Below are 25,407 nucleotides of genomic sequence, written 5' to 3'. Positions count from 1 at the left end.
GCCGCTGCCGGCGCGGGCGTCGCCGGAGGGGCCGGAGCCACGGCGCAGGCACCGTCGCCGGCGCGCCGCCGGCGCCGTGCGCGCGCTGGCGCATCGCGTGGCCTGGCGCGGCGCGGCGTGCGCTTCGCCGCCCTTGTCGCCGTGTTCGCCTGCGGCTTCCTCGTGCTGCTGGCCGGCGTGCTGGCGGCGCGCCTCGCCTGGGGGCCGATCGCCATCGAGGGGCTGTCGCAGCGGGTGGCGGCGGCGCTGAACAGCCGCGTCGGCGACCACTGGCGCGTGCGCGTGCGCGAGGCGCGCGTTGATCACGCCGGATTCAATCCCGCGCTGTCTCTGGACGACGTCGAGGTGATCGCCCCGGACGGCGAGCGCGTGCTGCTGGCGCCGCAGGCGACGGTGGCGGTGGATCCCTGGAGCCTGGTCTGGGGGCATTTCCGCCCGCGCGCCATCGTGTTCCGCAACATCAGCCTGCGTCTGGCCCTCGGTCCGGACGGCGCGTTTGACCTCATCGGCGCGCCGGAGGGCGAGGCGGTCGCGCCCCTCGCCGGCGCCGGCGCCGGCGCCGCGCCGGGGCAGGGGGCGCAGGCGGGCGCCGCCGCGCCGCAGCCGCCGCGCCAGCTCACCGACGTTCTCGCCCGCGGCGTCGCCTCCTTCATTGAACTGCTCACCACCAGCGACGGCTTCCTCGGCGGCATCGACACGGCGCGGGTGGAGAAGGCGAGCGTCGTGCTGGCGGATTCCGCGGGCCGGCCGCGCTTCCGCTTCACTGACGCCGACCTGCAGTTCAGCCGCCCCAAGGACAGCCTGCGCCATTTCTCCTTCGCGCTCACCGGCGGCAGGGGCCCCTGGCGGCTGGACGGGGTGATCTCCGGCCGCGACGGCGAGCGGCGCGTCGCCAGCGTCACCTTCGCCGGCGTGCCGGTGTCGGACCTGCTCGCTTTCGGCGCCGGCGAGCCGCTGGTCACCACCGACATGCCGCTCTCCGGCTCGCTCAGCGGCGCCATTGACGCCGGCGGCCGCCTCACCGCGCTCACCGCGAAGGTGAACGGGCCGCGGGCGGTGATCCATGTCGACGATCCGGACATGCCGCGGTTCACCATGGACCGGTTCGAGTTTGAGGCGGCGTGGGCGCCGCAGGCGCAGCGCTTCGACATCCTGCGCCTGTTCGTGGCGTGGGACGGCTGCCACGTCGCGGCGTCTGGCGCGCTGGAGCAGGGCGCCGGGGAGGGGGAGACCTGGCGGCTGCGGCTCGATTCCACCGACGCGCTCGCCGCGCCATACGGTCCCGGCGACGCGCCGGTGCGGGCGCGCGCCGTCACCGCCCGGCTCGCCGGGGTCAGCGGCGGCGGGGCGCGCATCGACCAGTTCCGCGTCGAAACCCCGGCCGGCGACGTTTCGGTGACCGGCCAGATCGGCGGCGAAGCCGCCGGCGACGGCGTATATCTCGCCATCGCCGGCGCAAAGGCGGACGTGCGGGCGGCCGTCGCCCTGTGGCCGACGTTCTCCGGCCGCCATGTGCGCGACTACATCGGCCGCACCTTCGCCGCCGGCGTGGTGGACCGCTTCAGCGTGCAGGTGCGCATGGACCGCGAAGCCATCCGGCGGGCGCGCGAGCGGCTGCCGATGACGGCGCAGGAGCTGGCCTTCGAGGTGGTCATGTCCGGCGCGGAATGGCGCGCGACGCCGGACATGCCGCCGCTGCGCGCCGACGCCTCCGCCTCCGGCGACGGCGCCAGCGCGCGCATCCTTGTGGCCGGCGGACGCATGACGCCCGGCGACGGCCCGGCCCTCGCCATCAGCAATGGCGTGGTGCGCATCGACTCGGCGCGACGGCCGGCCATGGCGGACATCAGCTTCAGCGTCGCCGGCGATCTGCCGGCGCTGCTGCGGGTAATGGACAGCGCGGGGCTGGGCGCGGCCCCGGTGGAGCCGGCGCGCGTGCGCGGCGCCGCGCGGCTCGACGTTTCGCTGAAGACGCCGCTGTCCGGCAGCGTGACGGCCGCCAGCCTGCAGCCGCAGGCGCACGGCGCGCTCAGCGACGTGCGCGTCGCCAGGGCGGTCGGCGAGCATGACCTGGAAGGCGGTTCGTTCCGGGTCGACATCGGCGCGGCCGCCGCCCATGTCGCCGGGGAGGCCCGCATCGGCGGCGCCATGGTGGGGCTCGACGTGCGCGAGGCGCGCTCCGGCGCCGCGGCCGGCGAAACCACGGTCACCGCCGTGCTGGACGACGCGGCGCGCGCCCGGCTCGGCTTCGGCGCCGGCGCGGATTTCTCCGGTCCGGTCAGCGTCGTCCTGCGGTTTGCGCCGGAAGCGAAGGCTTCGCCGCGCGTCGAGATTGATCTTGCGAAACTGCGCATCAGCAATCCGGTGCCGGGCTGGAGCAAGGCCGCCGGCCGGCCGGGCCGGCTGGCGTTCCGTCTCGACCAGCGGGAGGGGACGACGCGCCTGTCCGACATGGCGCTGGAGGCCGGCAATCTCTCCGCCAGCGGCGGTTCGGCGGAGATTGACGCGAAGGGGCTGCAGAGGCTGCGGTTCGACGTGTTTCGCATGTCCGCCAGCGACAGCATGAGGCTGGAGGCGGAGCGCGACGGCGACGGCTACCGGGTGACGGCGCGCGGCCGGCTGCTTGACGCGCGGCCGGCGTTGCGGGCGCTGCTCGCCGGCGAAGGCGGCGCCGGGCGCGGCGGCCGCGCAGGGGCGACGGCCTCTGGCCCCGGCCGCGCCCGGATCGATCTCGACCTGTCGGCGGCCATCGTCGCCGGCTTCAACAACGAGGCGCTGACCAACGTCAGCCTGAGGCTGACGGCGCGCGACGGCGAGGTGCGCCAGGCGACGGTGAGCGGCAGCTTCGGGGCGGCGACGGCCTCGCTGAAGCTGGCGCCGCAGCGCGACGGCGAGACGCTGGACGTGCGCTCCGGCAACGCCGGGGCGCTGCTGCGCTTCGCCGACATTTACCGGCGCATGTATGGCGGCGACGTCATCATCTCGGCGCAGCTGGGGCGGCGGGCGCAGGGGGGCTCCATCGACATCGCCCGCTTCACGCTGCGCAACGAGCCGGCGCTGGCGCGCATCGTCGCCTCGCAGCCGGGGCGGGCGGACGGCATCAACGTGTCGGAAGCGCCGTTCAACCGCCTGCAGGGAACCTTCCTGCGCCAGGGCGGCCGGGTGCAGCTGCGCGACGGCGTCATCTGGGGACCGCAGGTCGGCATCACCCTTGCGGGGGTCGTCGACTTCGCCCGCGACAGCACCGATCTGGCCGGCACCTTTATTCCGGCCTATTCGGTCAACAACGCCTTCGCCCGCATTCCGCTGCTGGGACCGCTGATCGGCGGCGGCGCGCGCGAGGGCATGTTCGCGGTGAGTTTTCGCATCACCGGACCGGCGAGCGCCCCGACGCTGACCGTCAATCCGCTCACCGCCGTGGCCCCGGGCATCCTGCGCAAGTTCCTCGAGGTGTTCACCCCGGACGGCTCGTCCCGCAATCCGGCTCCGGCGCGTCCCGAGCGATGAACGGCCCGCCGCGGCGGCGGGCCGGCGCGCCGCAGGGCGCGCGGGCAGGGGCGCGATCATGGGGGGCGCGATCATGGGGCGCCAGCAGGGGGCATGGCGATCCGCAACATGCCGCGCCGTTCCGCCCGGCCGTCCGCCCCGTCGCCGCCGCGCCCGTCGCGTCCCGCGCGGGCGCCGGCGGCGTTTTGCTGGCGAGGCCGTCCTGGCCGCCGCTGACGCGGTCGCCTCCAGCCTTGCGGCCCAATGGCCGCCGCCGCCTCATGGCCGGGCCTGGCCTTGGCGTCCGCGCCCCGGCCTGCAAGGCCACGACCGCGCGAAGCGGCCGCAGACCGCAATGCTGCAACCGCGTGACGCGGCCGGGAGACGGCCGCGTCACGCGCGGCCATGGCGCTGGCATGGCGGGAACGCGGGGCGCGCGGGCCATGCGCGCACATGGTCAGCAGGCCGCAGGCGCAAAGTCCGCCGGTCGGGTCCGGGGCTCACCTGCGCGCACCCCTGGCGCCGGGGCGACGGATCCGCATCCGCCGGCCAATGCAGTCACGATCGCGCCGGCCAGGCCGCCGCCACGTCACGCCCGGGCGCCTGCCCGGGGCGCCCCGCGACGCCGGGCCTGCAGCGTCAGCTGAAGCGCAGCAGCACGTGCTTCTTGCGGCCGAATGACAGCTTGATCACGCCGTCGCCGGTCAGGTCCGCCGGCGTCAGCACGGCGCGCTCGTCGGTCACCACCGCGTCGTTGACCCGCAGGCCGCCGCCCTTCACCTGGCGGCGCGCCTCGCTCGTCGACGCCACGAGGCCGGCGCGGACAAAGGCGGTGAGCACGCCAAGGCCCGCCTCAAGCTCCGCCTTCGCCACCTCCGCCGACGGCAGGTCCGCCGCCAGCGCGCCTTCCTCGAAGGTCTTGCGCGCCGTCTCGGCCGCCTGCGCGGCCGCCTCGCGGCCATGCAGCAGGGCCGTCGCCTCGGTGGCGAGAATCTTCTTGGCCTCGTTGATCTCGCTGCCGCCCAGCTTCGCAAGGCGGGCGATCTCGTCCAGCGGCAGCACCGTGAACAGTTTCAGGAAGCGCTCGACGTCCGCGTCCTCGGTGTTGCGCCAGAACTGCCAGTACTCATAGGGGCTGCGCATCTCCGCCTTCAGCCACACGGCGCCCGAGGCGGTCTTGCCCATCTTGGCGCCGGAGGCGGTGGTGATCAGCGGGCAGGTGAGGGCGTAAAGCTGCGGGCCGCCCATGCGCCGGCACAGCTCGATGCCGTTGATGATGTTGCCCCACTGGTCCGAGCCGCCCATCTGCAGCAGGCAGCCGTAGCGCCGGTTCAGCTCCACGAAGTCATAGGCCTGCAGGATCATGTAGTTGAACTCGAGGAACGACAGCTCGTGCTCGCGCTCCAGCCTGGTCCGCACCGAATCGAAGCTGAGCATGCGGTTCACCGAGAAGTGCCGGCCAACGTCGCGCAGGAAGTCGATGTAGTTCAGCGGCGCCAGCCACTCGGCGTTGTCCACCATGATCGCCGGCGCGCCCCTGCCGGTCCCGGACGGCGCCTCGCCGTCGCCGAAATCGATGAAGCGGGAGAACACCGTGCGCAGGCTCTGCTTGTTCTCCTCGATCTGCTCCAGCGTGAGCAGCTTGCGGCTCTCGTCCTTGCCGGAGGGGTCGCCGACGCGGGTGGTGCCGCCGCCCATCAGCGCGATCGGCCGGTGGCCGGTCTGCTGGAACCAGTGCAGCATCATGATCGACAGCAGGTGGCCCACATGCAGCGACGGGCCGGTGCAGTCATAGCCGACATAGGCGGTGAGCTGGCCGGCGGACGCCTTCTCATCCAGCCCCTGCAGGTCAGAACACTGGTGGATGTAGCCGCGTTCGGTCAGGACGCGCAGGAAGTCGGATTTGGGCGCGGTCATCAGCTCGCTCACTCGCTCACTACGGGTTTCGGCGGTATTGGCCGCCCGCGTGTAACACTTTTGCGGCGGAATATCACCGGTCTGGCGCACGGGAAGCGGCGCCGGCCCGCCGCGCGGCGTTCCGGCCGGCGGCCGCGCGGCCAGCCGGAAACGCGCAGGGCCGCCGGCGCCGGCGCGGCAACGATGGGTTTACCGGCGCCGGCCATGCTGGCGCGCGGAGCAACGGAGGGGCGGACGGCGCGCGGCCGTCCGCGAGGCTGCAGGAGCACGGCATGGGGCGAATCCGGCGGGCGATCGGCATGATGAGCGGCACCTCCATGGACGGCGTCGACGTCGCCCTGGTGGAGACCGACGGCGACCGCATTCACCGCCTCGGCCCCGTCTTCTGCCGCCCCTACGCCGAAGGGGAGCGCGCCGTCATCCGCGCGGCGCTGGAGGCGGCGCCCGGCCTTGCGCGGCGCGACGGGCGGCCGCCGGCCCTCGCCGCGGCGGAGCGCGTCGTCACCGACGCCCATGTCGCGGCGCTGCGGCGCTTCATGGACGACAACGGCCTGACCGCGCAGGACGTGGACGTCATCGGCTTTCATGGCCAGACGGCGCTGCACCGGCCGCAGGCGGGGCTTACGGTGCAGCTTGGCGACGGCCAGGCGCTGGCCGACGCCGCCGGCGTCGCCGTGGTTTACGACATGCGCGCCGCGGACGTGGCCGCCGGCGGCCAGGGGGCGCCGCTGGTCCCGGTGTTCCATGCGGCGCTGGCGCGCATGGTCGGTCTCGCCCCGCCGCTCGCCTTTCTCAACATCGGCGGCGTGGCCAACGTCACCTTCGTGCGCGCCGACGGCGGCCTCGTCGCCTTCGACACTGGCCCCGGCAACGCCCTGGTGGACGACTGGATGCGCCTGCGCGCCGGCCGGCCCATGGACGCCGGCGGCGCCGCCGCGGCGGCCGGAAAGCCGGACGAGGCGCTGCTCAACTGGCTCACCGCCCACCCCTGGTTCAGCGCGCCGCCGCCGAAATCCCTCGACCGCAACTGGTTCAGCCCCGGCGTGGCGGCCCACCTCGCCCTGGAGGACGGGGCGGCGACGCTCACACGCTTCACGGTGCGCGCCGTGACGCGGGCCCTGGCCTTCGCCGGCGATCCGCCGCCGCGGCGCTGGATCGTGTGCGGCGGCGGCGCCCACAACCGCGAGATGATGCGGCTGTTGCGTGAGGCGCTGCCGCAGGCGACGGTGATCACCGCCGCGCAGGCCGGGCTGGACGCGGATTTCATCGAGGCCCAGGCCTTCGCCTATCTGGCGGTGCGGTCGCTGGAGGGGTTGCCGCTGACCTTTCCCGCCACCACCGGCGCGCCGCGCCCGCTCACCGGCGGCGTGACGGCGCGGCCGCGCCGCTGACGAACGCTGGCGGCGCGCAAAAAAACGGGGGCCTCGCAGCCCCCGTCGCCGGATCAGTCCGGCCGCGCCGCTCAGCCCTGGCCGGACCTGTCGGCCGGCGCGGCGAGGGCGGCGGCGGTGCCCGGCGGCAGGGCCGGGGGCTCGCCTTCGGCCGGGCCGAGGCGCCTGTCCAGATAGGCGTTCACCACGGCGACCAGCTCGTCGATCTTGCCGTCGAAGAAGTGGTTGGCGCCCTCGATGATGGCGTGCTCCAGCTGGATGCCCTTCTGGGTCTTCACCTTCTCGATCACCGGCATGACGTCCTTCACCGGCGCCACGCGGTCTTCCGAGCCGTGCACGAACAGGCCGGAGGACGGGCAGGGGGCGAGGAAGGAGAAATCGTAGCGGTTGGCCATGGCGGCCACCGAAATGAATCCCTCGATCTCCGGACGGCGCATCAGCAGCTGCATGCCGATCCAGGCGCCGAAGGAAATGCCGGCGATCCAGCAGGTGCGCGCCTCGGGGTTGAGCGACTGCACCCAGTCCAGCGCCGCCGCCGCGTCGGAAAGTTCGCCCACGCCATGGTCAAACGTGCCCTGGCTGCGCCCCACGCCGCGGAAGTTGAAGCGCAGCACCGAGAAGCCCCGGTTCACATAGGCGTAATACAGGTTGTAGGCGATCTGGTTGTTCATCGTCCCGCCGAACTGCGGGTGCGGATGCAGGATCACCGCAATCGGCGCGCCCTTGCGCTTCGCTGGATGATACCGGCCTTCGATGCGTCCGGCAGGTCCAGGAAAGATAACTTCAGGCATGGTGTACCTTGTCTGATGGCGCGCGCCCCATGAACAGGCGACGGGGCGCGCTTGACTTTGGGGAGCGTGAGCCTAAAAAAGCGCTTAGAACGGTTCTACGCACATTAACACCGGGTCGCAACACCGCGCCGCAGACGGCCGCATGGGCTCCACATGGCGGATTTCGCATGTGGGGCGGGCTCCATATGGGGCGCCGCGCCGGATTCGCAAAACGGGCGGCGACGCGACGCTGGCGGCGGGATCCGCGATGCGGGGCGCGCCGGAGCCGCGGGGCGCCCGCGGGGCCCGGGGCCCGGCGGATCGCCGCGTGAGGGGCCGTCAGGCGCGCGCAGGCCGCCGTTCCGCCCTTCCCGCAGGCCGCGGGAGACGGCGGGCGGCGTGGATCCGCGACCGCACGGCGCAGCCCGCGCGGTCGCGGTCATGCGGGCTTTCGCCGTGAGGCGTGCGCCGTTTTAACATGGCCTGAGGGGGTGATTGCAAGGATTCCGTGGCCCGCCGCCGGCAGGACGGCGCGGGCGCGGGGGCCGCGCCGTCGCCGGAACGGATGACCAACCAGCGCGTCTATCTCGACTACAACGCCACCGCGCCGCTGCGGCCCGCCGCGCGCGCGGCGATGTGCGACGCCCTCGACGCCGTCGGCAACGCCTCCTCGGCGCACGCCGAAGGCCGCCGGGCGCGCGCCCGCATCGAGGAGGCGCGCGAGGCGGTGGCGGCGCTGGTCGGCGCCGCGGCCCGGGACATCGTGTTCACCAGCGGCGGCACCGAGGCCGCCAACACCCTGCTGGCCGGCGGCCTCCGCTTTCATGACGCGCGCCCGGACCGGCTGGTGATGCTGGCGACCGAACATCCCTGCGTGCTGGAGGGGCACGGCTTCGGCGACCGCGCCAGCCGCGCCCCGGTGGACGGCGACGGGGTGGTCGACCTGGAGTGGCTGCGCCGGGATCTGGCCCGGAACGGCCCGGCGGTGGTCGCCCTCCAGTATGTGAACAGCGAAACCGGCGTCATCCAGCCGGTGGCGGAGGCGGCGGCGCTGGTTCACGCCGCCGGCGGCGTGCTGGTGTGCGACGCGGTGCAGGCGGCGGGCAAGCTGCCGCTGGACATGGCGACGCTCGGCGCGGACGCGCTGTTCATCTCCGCCCACAAGATCGGCGGCCCGCAGGGGGTGGGCGCCATCGTCCTCGGCGGCGGTTTCGTGACGCTGGAGACGCGGCTGCTGCGCGGCGGCGGCCAGGAGCGCGGCGCCCGGGCGGGAACCGAGAATGTGGCGGGCCTGGCCGGCTTCGGCGCCGCGGCGCTGGCGGCGGCGGCCGAGCGCGCGGCGGTGGCGGCGCGCTGCGCCGCCCTGCAGCAGCTGCTGGAGCGGCGCCTGCGCCAGATCATTCCGGACGTGACCATTTTCGGCGCCGGCGCGGCGCGCGCGCCTAACGTCACCGCCTTCGCCGCCCACGGTTTTCCGGCGCAGACCCTGTTGATGCTGCTCGATCTTCAGGGTATCGCCGTCTCTTCCGGTTCGGCATGCTCGTCCGGCAAGGTGCGCCGCTCGCACGTGCTGGAGGCGATGGGCGTGGAGGCGGCGCTCGCCGGCGGCGCCATCCGCGTCAGCACGGGCTGGAATTCGGAGGAGAAAGACATACATCGTCTGGCGGAGGTCCTCGCCGCAGCCGTCGCCCGCCGCCAGGACGCGGGCCGCGCCGGCGCAGGCCATGCCAGCCCCGGCGCGCTTTCCGCCTGAGAAGGGGCGTCCGGAACGTTTTCGGGCGCGCGGGCTGGCGTCATGCGTCACAGTAGCTGCGTCCTCGCGGGAAACCCGCGTCAACCAGCGTCGTGGCCAGCCCGACGGGCCGGCCAGCCGTTTTCATGGCCAGTCCACGGCCCTTGAAGCCGTGAGAGGAGGAGTAGATGGCCGCCGTGCAGGAAACCGTCGAACGCGTGAAGGCGATCGACGTAGACCAGTACAAATACGGGTTTGAGACCGTCATCGAGACGGTGAAGCCCGAAAAGGGCCTCACCGAGGAGACGGTGCGCTTCATTTCGGCCCGCAAGCAGGAGCCGGAATGGATGACCCAGTGGCGCCTTGACGCCTTCCGCCGCTGGCAGGCCATGGAGGAGCCGTCCTGGGCGCGCGTGAGCTACCCGAAGATCGACTACCAGGACCAGTACTATTACGCCGAGCCCAAGAACTTCTCCGGCCCGGATTCGCTGGACGACGTCGATCCCGAGATCCTGCGCACATACGAGAAGCTCGGCATTCCGCTGCGTGAGCAGGAGATTCTCGCCGGCGTGAAGACCTCGAAGGTGGCCGTGGACGCGGTGTTCGACTCCGTCTCCGTCGCCACCACCTTCAAGGAGGAGCTGAAAAAGGCCGGCGTCATTTTCTGCCCCATCTCCGAGGCCATCCGCGAATATCCCGAGCTGGTGAAGAAGTACCTGGGCTCGGTGGTGCCGGTGTCGGACAACTTCTTCGCCACGCTGAATTCGGCGGTGTTCACCGACGGCTCGTTCGTTTACGTGCCGGAGGGCGTGCGCTGCCCGATGGAGCTCTCCACCTATTTCCGCATCAACGAGCGCAAGACCGGCCAGTTCGAGCGCACGCTGATCATCGCGGACAGGGGCTCCTATGTGAGCTACCTGGAGGGTTGCACCGCGCCGCAGCGCGACGAAAACCAGTTGCACGCCGCGGTGGTGGAGCTGATCGCCCTTGAGGACGCCGAGATCAAATACTCCACGGTGCAGAACTGGTATCCCGGCGACTCCGAGGGCAGGGGCGGCGTTTACAATTTCGTGACCAAGCGCGGCGACTGCCGCGGCGACCGTTCGAAGATCTCCTGGACCCAGGTGGAGACCGGCTCGGCCATCACCTGGAAATATCCGTCGTGCATCCTGCGCGGCGACGGCTCCAGCGGCGAGTTCTACTCCATCGCCATCTCCAACGGCCGCCAGCAGGTGGACAGCGGCACCAAGATGATCCACCTTGGCCGCAACACCACCAGCCGGATCATCTCCAAGGGCATCGCCGCCGGCCGCTCGGACAACACCTATCGCGGCCTGGTCTCGGCCCACCGCAAGGCGGCCAACGCCCGCAACTTCACCAACTGCGACTCGCTGCTGATCGGCGACCAGTGCGGCGCGCACACCGTGCCCTACATCGAGTCGAAAAACGCCACGGCGGTGTTCGAGCACGAGGCCACCACCTCGAAGATCTCCGACGAGCAGCTGTTCTACTGCATGCAGCGCGGCCTCTCGGACGAGGAGGCGGTGGCGCTCATCGTCAACGGCTTCGTCAAGGACGTGCTGCAGCACCTGCCGATGGAATTCGCGGTGGAGGCGCAGAAGCTGATCTCCATCTCGCTCGAGGGCAGCGTCGGCTGACGGCCCGCGGGGCCACGGACAAGGGCCGGCGCCGCCCGGACGGCGGCCCCGGCCGGGGCGGCCGACGGCGCCGCCCGTCACGGAACGCAATCAGGGTCCGCGCCCGGCGCGCGCGGCGCGACCGCGGACCTGAACGGACGGAACATACAGATGCTGGAAATCCGCAATCTCGTCGTCGACATTGACGACAAGCGCATCCTGAACGGGCTGAACCTCACCATCGCCAATGGCGAGGTGGCGGCCATCATGGGCCCCAACGGCTCGGGCAAGTCGACGCTCTCCTACGTCATCGCCGGCAAGGAGGAGTATGAGGTCGTCGACGGCGAGATCCTGCTCGACGGCGAGAACCTGCTGGAGAAGGATCCGGCCGAGCGCGCCGCCGCCGGCGTGTTCCTCGCCTTCCAGTATCCGCTGGAGATCCCCGGCGTCGCCACCATGACCTTCCTGAAGGCGGCGCTGAACGCCCAGCGCAAGGCGCGCGGCGAGGACGAGCTGACCACCCCGGAGCTGATGCGCCGCGTGCGCGAGGCCGCCGGCCGTCTCGCCATCGCCGACGAGATGCTGAAGCGCCCGCTCAACTTCGGCTTTTCCGGCGGCGAGAAGAAGCGCATGGAAATCCTGCAGATGGCCCTGCTGGAGCCGAAGCTGTGCATCCTTGACGAGACCGACTCCGGCCTCGACATCGACGCGCTGAAGATCGTGGCCGACGGCGTCAACGCCCTGCGCGGCGGCGACCGCTCCTTCTTGGTCATCACCCACTACCAGCGGCTGCTCAACTACATCGTGCCGGACACCGTGCACGTGATGGCCAACGGCCGCATCGTCCGCACCGGCGGCAAGGAGCTCGCCCTCGAGCTTGAGGCCAACGGTTACGCCGACTACCGCCAGCAGGCCGCCGAATAATGAGCGCTGACGTCACCCGCCTGCGGACCGCCGCCGAAACCGCCCTGCTGGAGCGGTTCGGCGCCGTCGCGTCCGCCCTGCCTGGCGACGGCGAGACCAGCCGTCGCCGTCAGGAAGCCATCGCCGCCTTCGCCGCCACGGGCCTGCCGACCCGCCGCGTCGAGGAGTTCCATTACACCGACCTGCGGTCGCTGCTGCGCGAGGCGGCGGCCCCCGCGCCGCGGCCGGACGTCGCCGCGGCCGCCGCCGCCCTGGCGGCGCGCCGCGCCTTCCCGGCGACGCTGGCCATTCCCACGGTGGATTTCGTCAACGGCTATCTGGCGGCGCCGCTGCCGGCGGTCCCCGGCGTGCGCATCGTGGCGCTGGCGGAGGCGCTCGCCTCCGGCGATCCGCTGACGGCGCGCATCGGCGAGCTGGAGCTGGCCCGCGCCAATCCGCTGGTGGCGCTGAACACCGCCTTCATGGCCGAGGGCGTCGTGATCCATGTGACGAAGGAGGCCGGCGACGCCGCCGTGCAGCTGCGTTTCGTCAATGACGCCGACGCGCCGTTCATGTCCGCGCCGCGCGTGCTGGTGGCGGTGGACGACGGCGCCAGCCTCGACCTCGTGGAGACCCACGCCGGCGTCAACGGCGTGGCCTACCAGGTCAACGCCGTGGTGGAGATCCTCGCCGGCGACGGCGCGCGGGTGAACCACACGCGCGTCAACGCAGAGGGCGACGCCGCGCAGGCCTTTTCGACGCTGGCGGCGAAGGCCGGCGCCGGGGTGAATTTCACCACCTTCGGCCTCACCTCGGGCGCCGGGCTGTCGCGGCACCAGATCTTCATCGGCTGCGCGGGCGAGGGCTCGGAGCTGAAGATCGGCGGCGCCGCCATGCTGCGCGGGCGCCAGTTCGGCGACGTCACGCTGACGCTGGACCACGCCGTGCCGGCCTGCGTGAGCCGCGAGCTGTTCAGGACGGCGCTGGACGACGAGGCCACCGGCGTGTTCCAGGGCAAGATCATCGTGCGGCCGCACGCCCAGAAGACCGACGGACGCATGATGTCCGCGGCGCTGCTGCTGGCGGAGAACGCGGCGATGAACAACAAGCCGGAGCTGGAGATCTTCGCCGACGACGTGCAGTGCGCCCACGGCGCCACCTGCGGCCAGCTCGACGACGACCTGCTGTTCTACCTCATGGCGCGCGGCCTGCCGCGCAGGGAGGCCGAGGCCCTGGTGGTGGAGGCGTTTCTCGCCGAGCCGCTGGAGTTCGTCGCCCGTGAGGACGTGCGCGACGGTCTGGTCGCGCTGGTGCAGGGCTGGCTGGCGCAGCGCGCCTGACCGGCCGGGGAAAGGGCGCCCGGCGCCCTTTCCCGAATCCGCGTCGCGGACCATGATGCGTCGCCGGCTCCGGCGTCCGGGCGCGGCGCCGGCGCGAGGAAAGGGCGGGCAGGGCCCGCGAAATGGCATGACAGGCAGCACCCGCACGGCCCCTTACGACGCGGCTCCCTACGACCTGGAGCGCGTCCGCGCCGACTTCCCCATCCTCGGCCAGCGCGTGTACGGCCGGCCGCTGGTCTATCTCGACAACGCCGCCTCGGCCCAGAAGCCGCGCGCCGTGCTGGAGGCCATGACCCGGGCGGCCGAGACCGGCTATTCCAACGTGCACCGCGGCCTGCACTACATGGCCAACGCCGCCACCGAGGCGTTCGAGGACGCCCGCGAGACGGTGCGCGCCTTTCTCAACGCCGCCTCCACGGACGAGATCATCTTCACCCGCTCCGCCACCGAGGCCGTCAATCTGGTGGCGGACAGCTACGGGCGCATGGCGATCGGCGAGGGCGACGAGATCATCCTCTCCATCATGGAGCACCACTCCAACATCGTGCCGTGGCACTTCCACCGCGAGCGCAAGGGCGCCGTGCTGAAGTGGATCCCGGTGGACGACGAGGGCGTGCTTGATCTCGACGCCTACGGGCGGCTGTTCACCAGCCGCACGAAGATCGTCGCCATCACCCACATGTCCAACGTGCTGGGCACGGCGCCGCCGGTGAAGGAGATGATCCGCATCGCCCATGCGCACGGCGTTCCGGTGCTGGTGGACGGCAGCCAGGGCGCGGTCCATCTCGACGTGGACGTGCGCGACCTGGATGCGGATTTCTACGTGTTCACCGGCCACAAGGTCTACGGCCCCACCGGCGTGGGCGTGCTTTACGGCCGGCGCGAACTGCTGGCGAAAATGCCGCCCTATAACGGCGGCGGCGAAATGATCGCGACCGTGACCCTGGATTCGGTCACCTACAACGAGCCGCCGCACCGTTTCGAGGCCGGCACGCCGCCGATCCTGGAGGCCATCGGCCTTGCGGCGGCGCTGCGCTACATGGACTCGGTCGGCCGCGCCAGCATCCGCGCCCATGAGGCGGCGCTGTCGGCTTACGCCCACGAGCTGCTCGGCGCGATGAACGCGGTCCGCATCATCGGCCGGGCGCCGGGCAAGGGGGCCATTCTCTCCTTCGAGATGAAGGGGGCGCACGCCCATGACGTGGCCATGGTCATCGACCGCGAGGGCGTGGCGGTGCGCGCCGGCACCCACTGCGCCATGCCGCTGCTGGCGCGTTTCGGCGTCACCTCGACCTGCCGGGCCTCCTTTGCGTTATACAATACGTTCGGCGAGGTGGAGGCGCTGGCGGCGGCGCTGCGCAAGGCCGAACGGCTGTTCGGCTGAGGCCGGCTGACAGGACTGTGGTTCCGGCGCCTGCCCGCAGCCGGCGGCCGGAAGGGAGCTGAAACCGTGAGCGACACCAGTAACACCGACGGCTTCGTGCCGAACATGCCGGACCTGAACCCGTCGCCGGCGATTCCGCCGGAGGAGATCGACCGGCTGACCGACGACATCATCGCGGCGCTGAAGACGGTTTACGATCCCGAAATTCCGGTCGACATTTTCGAGCTCGGCCTGATCTACCGCGTGGAGATCAGCGACGACCGCCATGTGGACATCGACATGACGCTCACCGCGCCGGGCTGCCCGGTGGCCGGCGAGATGCCGGGCTGGGTGGAGAACGCCGTGGGCGCCGTGCCGGGCGTGTCCGGCGTCGACGTGCGCATGGTGTTTGATCCTCCATGGGACCAGAGCCGCATGTCCGAGCAGGCCCGGGTGGCGCTCGACATGTGGTGAGCCGGGAGGGACGGACGATGACCGCAGCCGCGCCGCCGCTGGGCCAGGTGCTCGAAACCGCGCTCTATGTCGACGATCTGGCGCGCGCCGGCGCGTTCTACCGCGACGTGCTGGGCCTGAGGCCGCTGGCGGCGGACGGCCGCTTCCACGCCTTCGCCGCCGGCGGACGCAACGTTTTGCTGCTGTTCGTCCGCGACGGCGCCACGCAGACGGCGCGCCTGCCGGGGGGAACGATTCCGCCGCACGGCTTCGTCGCCGGCGGTCCGGCCAATGACGCGCCGGTACGCGCCAGCATCAGCCAGCACGTCGCCTTCGCCGTGGCCAGGGAGCATCTGCCGGCGTGGGAGGCGCGGCTGGCCGCCGCCGGCGTCGCCATTGAAGGGCGCACCGACTGGCCGAAGGGCGGGCGCAGCATCTATTTCCGCGATCCGGACGGGCATCTGCTGGAGCTGGCGACGCCAGGCCTGTGGGACCTGCCGGACGGCTGACGGCGCGGGGCGGCCTGGCCGGCGCCAGGGCGGGCCGGGGCAGGTCCGCCGCATTGTGCTGGAAACGCACGCATTTTCATGGATTTCTGCAGGAACGTCCCGTGTCCGCCGCGGGCGCGGCCGCATGCGTCCGCCGGCCAGGCGCGCCGTCCGGAGCCGGTCTCCCATGGTTAACGTCCGGACGCCGTCCGGCGGAGGGAGCGGGCGCGCGGCGCCGGCGTTTGCGGAAATCTTCGCATCTGGATGCATCTGGCTGTTCCTGCGCTGTGGAGGCGTAACGTCATCCGACGATCGGACGAGTTGCCACGCCTGTCCGGGCGGCCCATGCTCGTTTTCGCGAACCGGCCGCAGTGGTCGTTCAGGAACAGGGATGGAGTTGGTAATGGCGGTAGATGGCGCGTGGAACCTGACGATGCAGACCCCGATGGGAGCGCGGACCACCACGCTTGCGCTCACCTCGAACGGCGGCGTCCTGAGCGGCACGCAGTCGGCCGAGGGCCAGTCGGCTGAGATCTTCGACGGCAAGGTTTCCGGCGACGACGTGTCGTGGAAGGTGAAAATCACCAGCCCGATGCCGCTGACCCTGGAGTTCAGGGGCAAGGTTTCCGGCGACAGCATGGAAGGCAAGGTTTCGGCCGGTTTCGTGGGCAGCTGGGGCTTCAGCGGCTCGCGCGCCTGAACCGGCGTTCGCGCACGGCGCGACGGAGAGCGTGAAGCGGCCGGACCTGCGTCCGGCCGCTTTTTTGCGCGCCCGCGGGCACGGGCGCAGGCAGGACGGACGGGCCGGCCGCGAGGCGCGCAACGCCCGCAGCCGTCACGGAGCCGCGCCGCGGGGGAAGCCCGCCGCAAGGCCCCGGAGCGCCGCGCGGCGACGCCTCTGTCGGGCGAAACGTCTCAACCAGCTGATTTCAAATACATTTTCTGATGACTTCCGCGCCGCTAGGGCGGCTTCCGGGAGGGCGGCGGCGTCAGGTCCGGCATATTTAATTCGCAGAAGATATATTATGGAACCAAAATTCGCATCCGGAAACGCCCAGTCGTGGACGGCGCGCGATTTCGCGGCTTTTCAGCCCCTCCAGCCCGGCGCGCCGCGTAATGATGCGGCCCGGGCGCTGAAAACGCGCATTTCCGGCGGGCGCGTCGCGACCGGTTTGCGTCCGCCGGTCCCGGCCGCACCTGTGATCGCCGCTCTGGCCGCAAACTGACGCGCGGCGGCGCTGGCTGCCGGCGGGCGCACGGCGCGGCCGCCTGGCGTGGACGCCGTCCGGCGGCTGCGCCCCGCGCGAGCCGCAGCTTCCAGACTGCGGCGGGCGGCCAGCGCCGCCGTGGACAGATCCTGGGGCCCGACCGGTCGCGGCGGATGGCGCGCAAGGCCGGCGGCGCATGTTCCGGTCCGTCGCGCCGGCGGCGGCGCGGAAAGCGCCGGGCCGCCGTGGCTGGAATCGTGTCGCCGGCGCGCGCGTCGCGGTTCTGGACGCGCGCCGGCCCGCGTCACGGCCGGAGCCATGGCGCGGGCCGGCGGCGTTGTCCGGCGGGATGGCCCGGGCGGGCGCCTCAGGCGTTCACCTCGCGCTGGAACACCTCCAGCGTATGGCGCTTGGTCTCCACGAACTCCGGCAGGGTCAGCGTCGCCATCGTGCGCGGACGGGCGGCGTTGAACGGAATGATCTCCGACACCTTCGTCGGCCGCCGGGTGAGCAGCAGCACCACGTCCGCCAGCCACACCGCCTCCTCCAGGTCGTGGGACACCAGCACCATGGTGGTGCCGGTCTCCATGAAGATCTGCTGCAGCCTGTCGCGGATGAACAGCGTCATCTCGTAGTCGAGCGCCGAGAACGGCTCGTCGAGGAACAGCACCTCCGGCTCGGTGACCAGCGCCCGCATGATCGAGGTGAGCTGCTGCTGGCCGCCCGACAGCTCATAGGGATAGCGGTTCAGGTCAAACCTGATGTCGAAGGCGGCGACGAGCTTCTCCACCCGCGCCTCGATCTCCCCCTTCGGCATGCGCCCCAGCGACAGCGGATAGCGGATGTTGTCGATGGCGCGCTTCCACGGAAACAGCGCGTCGCGATAGTTCTGGAAGACGTAGCCGATGTTGGTCTCCCGGCTGGTCTTGCCGTCAAACAGCACCTCGCCGCCGTCAAAGGGCGTCAGCCCGGCGATCATGTTGATCAGCGTGGACTTGCCGCAGCCGTTGGGTCCGAACACCGTCATGATGCGGTTGCGCGGGATGTCGAGGTCGAAGTTTTCGTACAGCGGCCCGTTGCCGAAATACTTGGTGAGGCCGCGGATGGTGATGGCCGGCCAGCTGCGCTGGTCCTGGAAGCGGACGGCCTGGCCGTCGCGGGCGGTTGAAGGCGACATGGTCATGAGCGGCCGCTCCAGTGAATGATCTTCTTGTCGATGAGCAGGAAGAGCAGGTTGAGGACATAGCCGAGCACGCCGGCCGCGAGGATCGAGGCGTACATCTCGCGCACGTTCATGACCTGCTGCGCGTTGATGATGCGCTGGCCAAGGCCGTCGTCGGCTCCCATGAACATCTCCGCCACCACCACGATCACCAGCGCCATGCTGACGCCGTTGCGCAGGCCGATGAAGGTCTGCGGCAGGCTCTCCCACAGCAGCACGTCGCGGAAGATCTGGAAGCGGTTGGCCCGCATCACCGCCGCCGCCATGATCCGGGTGCGCTTCGCGTTCATCACGCCATAGGCGCTGTTGAACAGGATCACCAGAAAGGCGGCGAAGGCGGCGATGGCGACCTTGTTGATGTCGGAAATGCCGAAAATCAGCATGAACAGCGGAATCAGCGCGCTCGAGGGCGTGGAGCGGAAAAAGTCGATCAGGAACTCCACGCTCCGGTACACGCCCTCCGAGGCGCCCAGCGCCACGCCCAGCGGCACGCCGATCGCGGTGGCGATCATGAACGCCTGCAGCGTGCGCCACAGCGTCATCATGAAATCGCCCGCGATCGCGCCGCTGGCGATGCTGGCGCCCAGATGCTCCAGCGTGGTCAGCGGGCCGGGCAGCAGCACCGGGCTGACGATCCTGGCCTGAACCAGCAGCCCCCAAGCCGCCAGCAGGATGATGGGCCCCACCAGCGGCAGCCATGCCCGGCTGTTGAGGCGAAAGGTCTTGTGCGCGCGCGGCGTCATGATGCGTCCCCCAGGGGAGCGCCGGCGGACCTTTGCGGGTCGGGGCGGGTCCGCCGGCCGTCACGGGTAAATGTCGGGCATGAGGCCAGGGTTCGCGGCGCCGGCGGGCGTCGCGTCGCGGCCGCATGCCGCGCCTTCCGGCTGGAGCGGCCCCGGCGGCGTCGCCGGGGCCGGCGCGGGCGGCCGGCGGCCGCCCTGCCCGTCTCAGAGCTTCAGCGCCATGCCGGCGGCGTTGAGCTTCTGCGGCACCACCTTGCGCTCGTAGAACAGGTCGAACAGCTTCTGCATGGCGGCCCAGTCCGCCTCCGACATCTCGCTGGTCATGCGGTAGCCGGAGACCGGAACGTCGCGCTGCAGGTCCTCCTCGATGGCGGTGTAGCCCTTCAGGTACTGGTTGGCGTCCAGACCGGCCTCGCGCACATGGTCCACGCCGCGGGCGTAGCCGGCGACCACGGCCCGCGCCGCCGCGGGGTTTTCCTTCACGAAGGCGCCGGAGAGCGAGGCCGCGCCGCCCAGCCACGGCGCCATGGGATCGCCCAGCACGTACTTCGACACCACCGCCGTCTCGACGATCTTCGAGATGCCCTTGTTGCGGCCGATCACGGCGGTGGGCTCCAGCACATAGGCGCCGTCGATCTGGCCGGCGGCCATGGCCGGCAGGATCTGCGTTCCCGGCAGTTCGGTGACTTTCGGGTTGGGAATCCCGGCCTTCTCGAGAATGGCGCGCGCCAGGGTGACGTTGTTGACCCCCGGCCCGCAGGCGAAGCGCTTGCCCGCGAACTCACTTATGCTGGTGACCGCGCTGTCCCTGGGCGCGATCACGTGGTCGAGGACATGTTCCGCGTTGGCGAAGTTCATGCAGAACAGCCGGATGGAGCCGGGATCCTGGGCGTCGCCCAGCGCCAGCGCCGTGGAGGCGGTGCCGGTGGCCGAACCGTCGATGCGGCCGGAGATGATGGCCTCCACCACCTGGTTGGGGCCGGCGAAACGCACCGGCTCCACGTCGACGCCGGCGTCGGCGAAATAGCCGCGCTCCACTGCGGCGAAGAACGCGAGGCCGCCGGCGATCGGCCAGTATCCGATCTTCGCCTTCGGCCGTGACTGGGCGATGGCGGGCGCGGCGAGGCCCGCGCTGGCGAGGGCGCCGGCGGCGGCGCCTGCGCCGGCGAGGAACCGGCGGCGGCTGACGGAGACGCCGGCGAGGGAGGACAGGGCTCCGGCCTTCTTCTGCTCGGTCATTGTGGTGCTTCCCCTGATGGAATGAGCGTGGCGGCTCTGCGTGTCGTTGCGTTGCGTGTCGTTGGCGCCCGTCGCCCTCAGGCGGCGGGCGCGAGGGCGGCGGCGATGTCCAGCAGGCGTTCGTCCTGGCCGCGCGGCGCGATGAGCGACAGTCCGAGCGGACAGCCGTCGATGCGGCCGAGCGGCAGGCTGATCTGCGGCAGGCCGGCGTGACCGGCGAGGCACAGCAGTTCGAGGCTGCGGGCGCGGAACTGCTCCAGCTCCGCCGCCGGGGTGTTGCGGAACGGCGCCGCCCCCGGCCCCGTGGGCAGGATCAGCACGCCGTCGTCGCCCAGCAGCGCGTCGAGCCGTTCGCGGATGGCGGCGCGCACCGCGGCGGCCGCGGCCACCTCCGCCGCCGTGACCAGCGGCGCGCCGGCGAAGCGTTCGCGCACGCCCGGGCCGAAGTTTGGCCGCGTCGCCTCCACCCAGGCGCCGTGCGCCTTCCACACCTCGCTGGCCTGCAGCACGCGGAAGGCGTCGCGCCATTCCGGCAGGGCCCCGCCGGCGACGTCCACCGGCCGCGCCTCCGGGAGCATGGCCACGGCGTCCCGGAGCGCGGCGGCGACCGCCGCGCCGGCGGCCGCGAACAGGTCGGCGCCGAGCAGGAAGCGGGCAGGCGCGGCCGGCGCGCGCCAGCCGCCGAACAGCACGGCGCCGACGCGCTTCATCATCGCGCCGTCGCGGGCGAACCAGCCGACGGTGTCATAGCTGGGCGCCAGCGGCACGGCGCCGGAGATGTCGATGCGGCCGTGGGTGGGACGCATGCCGAACACGCCGCAGTAGCTGGCCGGCAGGCGCACCGAGCCGCCGGTGTCCGAGCCGATGGCGAAATCGGCCAGGCCCGCGGCGGCGATCACCGCCGAACCGGACGAGGAGCCGCCGGGAATACGCTCCGGCGCCGCCGGATTGACCGGCGTGCCGTAGTGGTGGTTCTCGCCGTTGAGACTCCACGCCATTTCATCGGTGTGGGTCTTGCCGGCCAGCGTGGCGCCGGCGTCGAGCAGGCGGCTCACCGCCGGCGCGTGCCGCTGCGGCGCCGGATGGGTGGCCAGCCAGTCCGGGCTGCCGGCGCCGGTTGGCGCGCCGGCGACGTCAAAAAAGTCCTTCACCACGAAGGTCAGGCCGGCCAGGGGCCCTCCGGCGGCGCCGGCGATGGTGATCCGTCCGTGCGGAACGATGGCGTTGTAGCGGTCTTCAAGCATCTGTCTTGCCGGGCCCCCTCGCCCGCGCCTGGTTGGCGCGCCGGGGCGGGCGGTGTCCCGCCCCGGCGGATGTCCGGGCGCAGGAAGCCGTTCCCGGAATCCGCCGTTCCAGCAGATGTCCGGGCCGCGCCGTCGCTGCGCCGTCCGAAAGCAAGTAAATACTTGCATCTGAAAAACGCAGCGGCAATTGAGGGTTAGGGCAAATCTTGTGCCGTTATGACCAAAAAAAAGGCGGCGGCGCGCGGCAAATTCAGGCGCCTGCGGCGCCCTCGCCGGGCGCGGCGGTGAGATAGCGCAGCACCAGCTGCACCACCTGTTCGCGCCGGCGCGCCTGCCACGCCGGATCGCTGAAATCAAAGCGGAACATGGCCGAGAGCGTGTGGCGCTGGGCGCAGTGGGTGACGCACAGGCCCAGCACCGTGAGATACAGGTCCATGGCGCTCATCGGCGTGCGGAAATCGCCGGACTGCGCGCCGCGGCGCAGCAGGTCCCCGATGGTCTCCACCAGCGGATTGGCCGTTTCCGAGACGCTGCGCAGGCGCCGCACGAACCGGCCTTCCATCAGGTTCTCGTTGCGGACCATGGCGACGAAATTGGGATTGTCGCGCAGGTAGTCGAAGGTGAACTCCACCAGCCGGCGCACGCCCTCCGCCGGCGCGGCCGTGGTCAGCCGCAGCTGGCGCTCGTGGCTGCGGATGTGCAGGTAGATCGCCTCCAGCGCCGCCAGATACAGCCCCTCCTTGTCGCCGAAATAGCGGTAAATCATCTGCACGTTGCATGCCGCGGCGCGCGCGATCCGGTCGATGCGGGCGCCGGCGTAACCGTCGCGGGCGAAGGCGTCCTGGGCGGCCTTGAGAATGCGCCGCCGGGTGGCCTCGGCGTCGCGGCGGCGCGCGGCTCCGGCCGGCGCGGCCGCCGCCCCCGGCGGGGGCCCGGCTGGCGGGGGCCCTGCCGGTGGGGCTCCTGCCGGCGCTTCGGCGCCGCGGCCGGCGGCGCGGCGCATGGCGCGGCGGAGCGCGCCCTCGCCCGCCCCGCGCCGTCGTCCGGCGCCGCGCGCCGCCCGCGGATCGGGAGCGGAGGTCACGGCGCCGCCGTCCCGGGCGCGGCGGCGCCCTCAAGCAGCGGTCCGGAGGCGGGGCCGGCGACGGCGGAGACCGGCGCGTTCTCCTTCAGCGCCACGCCGGTGAGGCGCAGGCGCAGCGCCTCCCGCGCCAGCCAGGCGATCTTTTCCGCCGCCACCGCCGGCGCGAGGCCCTGGTCATGGATGTTGGAGACGCAGTTGCGCTCGCTGTCGCGCATGCCGGGCCGCGCCCGGAAGGTCAGGTAGGCGCCCAGCGAATCGGCGGTGCTGAGGCCCGGCCGCTCGCCGATGAGCGTCACCGCCAGCTCCGCGTTCATGGCCGCGGCGATGTCGTCGCCGATGGCCACCCGTCCCTGGGACGCGATGACGACGGGCGCGAAGGCCAGCTCCGGCAGCAGGCGCGCCAGCGCATGGGCCACGGCCGGCCCGTGGCGCGCCGCCGCCACGGCCGAGAGGCCGTCCGCGATCACCAGGGCGACGTCGAACGGGCCCTGCGGCAGGCGCGCCGCCTCCCCTTCCGCCAGACGCCGGCCAAGATCCGGCCGGCGCAGGTAAACGGCGCGGCTGCCGGCGGCGCTGCGCACGTGAATCGCCGGCAGCGGCGCCAGGTCCCGGGCGAGTCGCTCCACGTCGAGGGCGCCGTGCACGGCGTCGCGGGCGCGGGCGTGCGCCATCTGGAAGGCCAGCAGCGGCGCGGTGGGCAGCCCGTCCCCGGCGCGGCCGAGGGCGACGCGGGCATGGGTGCGCCGGCGCAGCAGGTCGAACAGGTCAGGCGCGGTCATTGCAGGCCTCCCATGGCGAGGAGACGCGCCGCCGGGGCGGCCCCGGCGGGCAGCGGCGGAGTGCGGCCGGCGGCGTCGGCCAGCTGCATGCGCTGCAGCCAGGCGGCGAACTCAGGCGCCGGCGGCCGCCCCAGCAGGTGGCGCAGCCGCAGGATGTCATGGTGCGACAGGCTCTGGTAGTTGAGCATGATGTCGTCCGCCCCCGGCACGCTGATGAGGAAATTCACCCCCGCGGCGGCCAGCAGCAGCGCCAGGCTGTCCATGTCGTCCTGGTCGGCCTCGGCGTGATTGGTGTAGCAGACGTCGCAGCCCATCGGGACGCCGAGCAGCTTGGCGCAGAAGTGGTCCTCAAGGCCCGCGCGGATGATCTCCTTCGCGTCATAGAGATATTCGGGGCCGATGAAGCCCACCACCGTATTGACCAGCAGCGGATCGAAGGCGCGGGCCACGGCGTAGGCGCGCGCCTCCACCGTCTGCTGGTCGACGCCGTGATGGGCTCCGGCGGAGAGCGCCGCCCCCTGCCCGGTTTCGAAATACATCACGTTGTTTCCCGCCTCGCCCCGCTTCAGCGACAGCGCCGCCTCGCGCGCCTCGGCCAGCAGCGCCAGCGACACGCCGAAGCCGCGGTTGGCCGCCTCCGTGCCGGCGACGGACTGGAACACCAGGTCCAGCGGCGCGCCCCGCCCGATGGCGGCGATGGAGGTGGTGGCGTGGGCCAGCACGCAGGACTGCGCCGGAATGGCGAAGCGCAGCCGCAACTCCTCCAGCATCTCCAGCAGGCGGATGCAGGCGTCGACATTGTCCGTGGCCGGATTGACGCCGATCACCGCGTCGCCCACCCCCATGAGCAGCCCGTCGATGGTCGCCGCGGCGATGGCGGCCGGGTCGTCGGTGGGATGGTTGGGCTGCAGGCGCGACGACAGCCGCCCCTTCAGGCCGATGGTGGTGCGGAAGGCGGTGACCACCTCGGCCCTGGCCGCGATCTGGATGAGGTCGCCGTTGCGGCACAGCTTGGAGACGGCGGCGACCATCTCCGGCGTCAGCCCCGGCGCGAGGCGCGCCAGCGCCGCCGCGTCCGCCTCCCACGACAGCAGCCACTCGCGGAATTCGCCGACGGTCATGGCGGCCACCGGCGCGAAGGCGGCGGCGTCATGGCTGTCGACGATCAGCCGGGTGACCTCGTCCGTCTCGTAGGGAACGGTCTGCTCCTCAAGGAAATCGCGCAGGGGGACGTCGGCGAGGGCGTAACGGGCGGCGACGCGGCGCGCCTCGCTTTCCGCCGCCACGCCCGCCAGCTCGTCGCCGGAGCGGCGGGGCGAGGCGCAGGCCAGCAGCTCCTTCAGGTCGCGGAATACGTGGGTTTCGTTGCCGACGCGGGCGCGGCGGCCTTGCGGCCTGCCTCGCCGGTGCTGCGCGTTGTGTGCGGTCATTGGCGGTCCTGGAGCGGTGTCGGGAGCGGCGCCGGCGGGCGTCGCGCCATGCGTTTGCGGCGCGGCGCGCCCGGCGCGCGGAGCGTCTCCGCCAGGGGCCGGGCGCGGGCGCGCCATCGCCGGCCGGCGGCGACGCGGCGTCGGCGGGCCCCGGCGTTTTCCGTTTGTGCCACGCCGGCGCCGCCCCCGCGAGACGCCGCGGCGGGCGCCGTGCCTGCGGACGCGGCGCCGGCGCCTGCCGCGACGGCGCCTCAGCCACGCCGCAGCATGCGGGTGACGTTGGACGACACCGCCGTCATGTGGTCCAGCATCGCCTCCCGGGCGGCGCGGGGATTCTCCTCCAGCACGGCCTGCAGCACGCGCCGGTGCTCGGTCTGCGAGGCGTGCAGGCGTTCGGTCTGGCGGAACTGGGCCTGCCGGTAAGGCGCCGTGCGCAGGTTGAGATTGCCGCTGATCTCCTGCAGGGCGGCGTTGTGGGCGCCCTGCAGCAGCATGCCGTGAAATTGGGCGTTGAGCCGCGTGTATGCGGCCACGTCGTTGCGGGCGGCGGCGTCCTCGCCCTCCTCCACGCACTCGGCCAGCAGCCGCCGCTCCAGCGCGGTCATGCGCAGCGCCGCATACTGGGCGCACAGCGCCTCCACTTCGCCATGGGCCTCGAACAGGTCGCCGAGCGCGGCGTAGTCGAGCCGCCGCACCCTGAGCGAGCGGCGCGGCCCGCGCTCGGCGATGCCCGCGATGACAAGGCGTTGCAGCGCCTCGCGCACCGGCGTGCGCGACACGCCGAAGCGCGCCGCCAGCGCCTGTTCGTTGAGCGCGTCGCCTGGCAGCAGCACGCCCTCGACGATCTGGTCGACAAGCGCCGCGTGCAGCATTTCGGCCGCGCGATCGGTTCCCGCCTCCCGGGCTGCTTCCGGATTAATCAGCATTGACCACCCTGATTATATTTTAGTCTTCCATTTGTATACACATCGAAGCCAA

Annotated in this window: 21 protein-coding genes; 11 read left to right on the top strand and 10 right to left on the bottom strand. The window is 72.0% G+C overall.

Going from position 1 to position 25,407, the window contains the following annotated elements; translation table 11 throughout:
- Positions 1-117: 117 nt before the first annotated feature.
- A complete protein-coding gene (locus ACFFJB_RS07325; RefSeq protein ID WP_376830593.1) occupies positions 118-3,507 on the top strand; it encodes an AsmA-like C-terminal region-containing protein in 3,390 nt (1,129 codons plus the stop codon).
- A 618-nt stretch (positions 3,508-4,125) separates the two neighbouring features.
- Here ACFFJB_RS07325 and tyrS read toward each other — a convergent pair.
- Positions 4,126-5,403 carry a tyrosine--tRNA ligase gene (tyrS, locus tag ACFFJB_RS07320; protein WP_376832583.1) on the bottom strand — a complete coding sequence of 426 codons (1,278 nt, stop codon included), beginning with the start codon at positions 5,401-5,403 and terminating at the stop codon, positions 4,126-4,128.
- 272 nt (positions 5,404-5,675) lie between these two features.
- Here tyrS and ACFFJB_RS07315 point away from each other — a divergent pair, with 272 nt between their 5' ends.
- Positions 5,676-6,794, top strand: coding sequence for an anhydro-N-acetylmuramic acid kinase (locus ACFFJB_RS07315; RefSeq protein WP_376830592.1), 1,119 nt, complete (start codon positions 5,676-5,678; stop codon positions 6,792-6,794).
- 71 nt (positions 6,795-6,865) lie between these two features.
- Here ACFFJB_RS07315 and ACFFJB_RS07310 read toward each other — a convergent pair whose 3' ends face one another.
- Positions 6,866-7,585 (bottom strand): alpha/beta hydrolase, encoded by a 720-nt coding sequence (locus tag ACFFJB_RS07310; protein WP_376830591.1) that lies wholly within the window; start codon positions 7,583-7,585, stop codon positions 6,866-6,868.
- 544 nt (positions 7,586-8,129) lie between these two features.
- Here ACFFJB_RS07310 and ACFFJB_RS07305 point away from each other — a divergent pair.
- From ACFFJB_RS07305 to ACFFJB_RS07265, 9 genes are all read left to right on the top strand, one after another.
- Positions 8,130-9,317 carry a cysteine desulfurase family protein gene (locus ACFFJB_RS07305; RefSeq protein ID WP_376830590.1) on the top strand — a complete coding sequence of 396 codons (1,188 nt, stop codon included), beginning with the start codon at positions 8,130-8,132 and terminating at the stop codon, positions 9,315-9,317.
- A gap of 167 nt (positions 9,318-9,484) precedes the next feature.
- Entirely contained in the window at positions 9,485-10,954 is a 1,470-nt protein-coding gene (gene sufB, locus ACFFJB_RS07300; RefSeq protein ID WP_376830589.1) for a Fe-S cluster assembly protein SufB, read from the top strand.
- 150 nt (positions 10,955-11,104) lie between these two features.
- Complete coding sequence (gene sufC / locus ACFFJB_RS07295) at positions 11,105-11,857, top strand: Fe-S cluster assembly ATPase SufC (protein WP_376830588.1); 753 nt, start codon at positions 11,105-11,107, stop codon at positions 11,855-11,857.
- On the top strand, positions 11,857-13,176 hold the full coding sequence (gene sufD / locus ACFFJB_RS07290; RefSeq protein ID WP_376830587.1) for a Fe-S cluster assembly protein SufD: 1,320 nt from the start codon (positions 11,857-11,859) through the stop codon (positions 13,174-13,176). The genes sufC and sufD overlap by 1 nt, the downstream gene beginning before the upstream one ends.
- Before the next feature lie 127 nt (positions 13,177-13,303).
- Positions 13,304-14,560: a cysteine desulfurase gene (locus ACFFJB_RS07285; protein ID WP_376830586.1), complete on the top strand. Its 1,257-nt coding sequence runs from the start codon at positions 13,304-13,306 to the stop codon at positions 14,558-14,560.
- A gap of 105 nt (positions 14,561-14,665) precedes the next feature.
- Entirely contained in the window at positions 14,666-15,013 is a 348-nt protein-coding gene (locus ACFFJB_RS07280) for an SUF system Fe-S cluster assembly protein (RefSeq protein WP_376832581.1), read from the top strand.
- A 17-nt stretch (positions 15,014-15,030) separates the two neighbouring features.
- On the top strand, positions 15,031-15,501 hold the full coding sequence (locus ACFFJB_RS07275) for a VOC family protein (RefSeq protein ID WP_376830585.1): 471 nt from the start codon (positions 15,031-15,033) through the stop codon (positions 15,499-15,501).
- 382 nt (positions 15,502-15,883) lie between these two features.
- Positions 15,884-16,180, top strand: a complete 297-nt coding sequence (locus ACFFJB_RS07270; protein ID WP_376830584.1) for a hypothetical protein — start codon at positions 15,884-15,886, stop codon at positions 16,178-16,180.
- A 325-nt stretch (positions 16,181-16,505) separates the two neighbouring features.
- Positions 16,506-16,706: a hypothetical protein gene (locus ACFFJB_RS07265; protein WP_376830583.1), complete on the top strand. Its 201-nt coding sequence runs from the start codon at positions 16,506-16,508 to the stop codon at positions 16,704-16,706.
- Positions 16,707-17,055: 349 nt separating this feature from the next.
- On the opposite strand, the gene ACFFJB_RS07260 is transcribed toward ACFFJB_RS07265, so the two are convergent.
- The 8 genes from ACFFJB_RS07260 to ACFFJB_RS07225 form a co-directional block, all read right to left on the bottom strand.
- Entirely contained in the window at positions 17,056-17,871 is an 816-nt protein-coding gene (locus ACFFJB_RS07260; protein ID WP_376830582.1) for an ABC transporter ATP-binding protein, read from the bottom strand.
- Positions 17,868-18,653, bottom strand: coding sequence for an ABC transporter permease (locus tag ACFFJB_RS07255; protein WP_376830581.1), 786 nt, complete (start codon positions 18,651-18,653; stop codon positions 17,868-17,870). The genes ACFFJB_RS07260 and ACFFJB_RS07255 overlap by 4 nt, the downstream gene beginning before the upstream one ends.
- A gap of 204 nt (positions 18,654-18,857) precedes the next feature.
- Entirely contained in the window at positions 18,858-19,892 is a 1,035-nt protein-coding gene (locus tag ACFFJB_RS07250) for an ABC transporter substrate-binding protein (RefSeq protein WP_376830580.1), read from the bottom strand.
- A gap of 77 nt (positions 19,893-19,969) precedes the next feature.
- Positions 19,970-21,136 (bottom strand): amidase, encoded by a 1,167-nt coding sequence (locus ACFFJB_RS07245; RefSeq protein ID WP_376830579.1) that lies wholly within the window; start codon positions 21,134-21,136, stop codon positions 19,970-19,972.
- Between the two features lie 250 nt (positions 21,137-21,386).
- Positions 21,387-22,220, bottom strand: a complete 834-nt coding sequence (locus ACFFJB_RS07240) for a TetR/AcrR family transcriptional regulator (protein ID WP_376830578.1) — start codon at positions 22,218-22,220, stop codon at positions 21,387-21,389.
- A complete protein-coding gene (gene eutC, locus ACFFJB_RS07235; RefSeq protein WP_376830577.1) occupies positions 22,217-22,999 on the bottom strand; it encodes an ethanolamine ammonia-lyase subunit EutC in 783 nt (260 codons plus the stop codon). Before eutC ends, ACFFJB_RS07240 begins: the two co-directional genes overlap by 4 nt.
- Positions 22,996-24,429 (bottom strand): ethanolamine ammonia-lyase subunit EutB, encoded by a 1,434-nt coding sequence (gene eutB / locus ACFFJB_RS07230; RefSeq protein ID WP_376830576.1) that lies wholly within the window; start codon positions 24,427-24,429, stop codon positions 22,996-22,998. The genes eutC and eutB overlap by 4 nt, the downstream gene beginning before the upstream one ends.
- 251 nt (positions 24,430-24,680) lie before the next feature.
- On the bottom strand, positions 24,681-25,355 hold the full coding sequence (locus ACFFJB_RS07225; RefSeq protein WP_376830575.1) for a GntR family transcriptional regulator: 675 nt from the start codon (positions 25,353-25,355) through the stop codon (positions 24,681-24,683).
- Between the last annotated feature and the right edge of the window lie 52 nt (positions 25,356-25,407).

It is taken from the genome of Camelimonas abortus (assembly GCF_042432745.1).
GTDB classification, from domain to species: Bacteria; Pseudomonadota; Alphaproteobacteria; order Rhizobiales; family Beijerinckiaceae; genus Camelimonas; species Camelimonas abortus.
The sequence above is the reverse complement of the archived record's forward strand: the minus strand, read 5'-3'. Positions and strand labels throughout refer to the sequence as shown.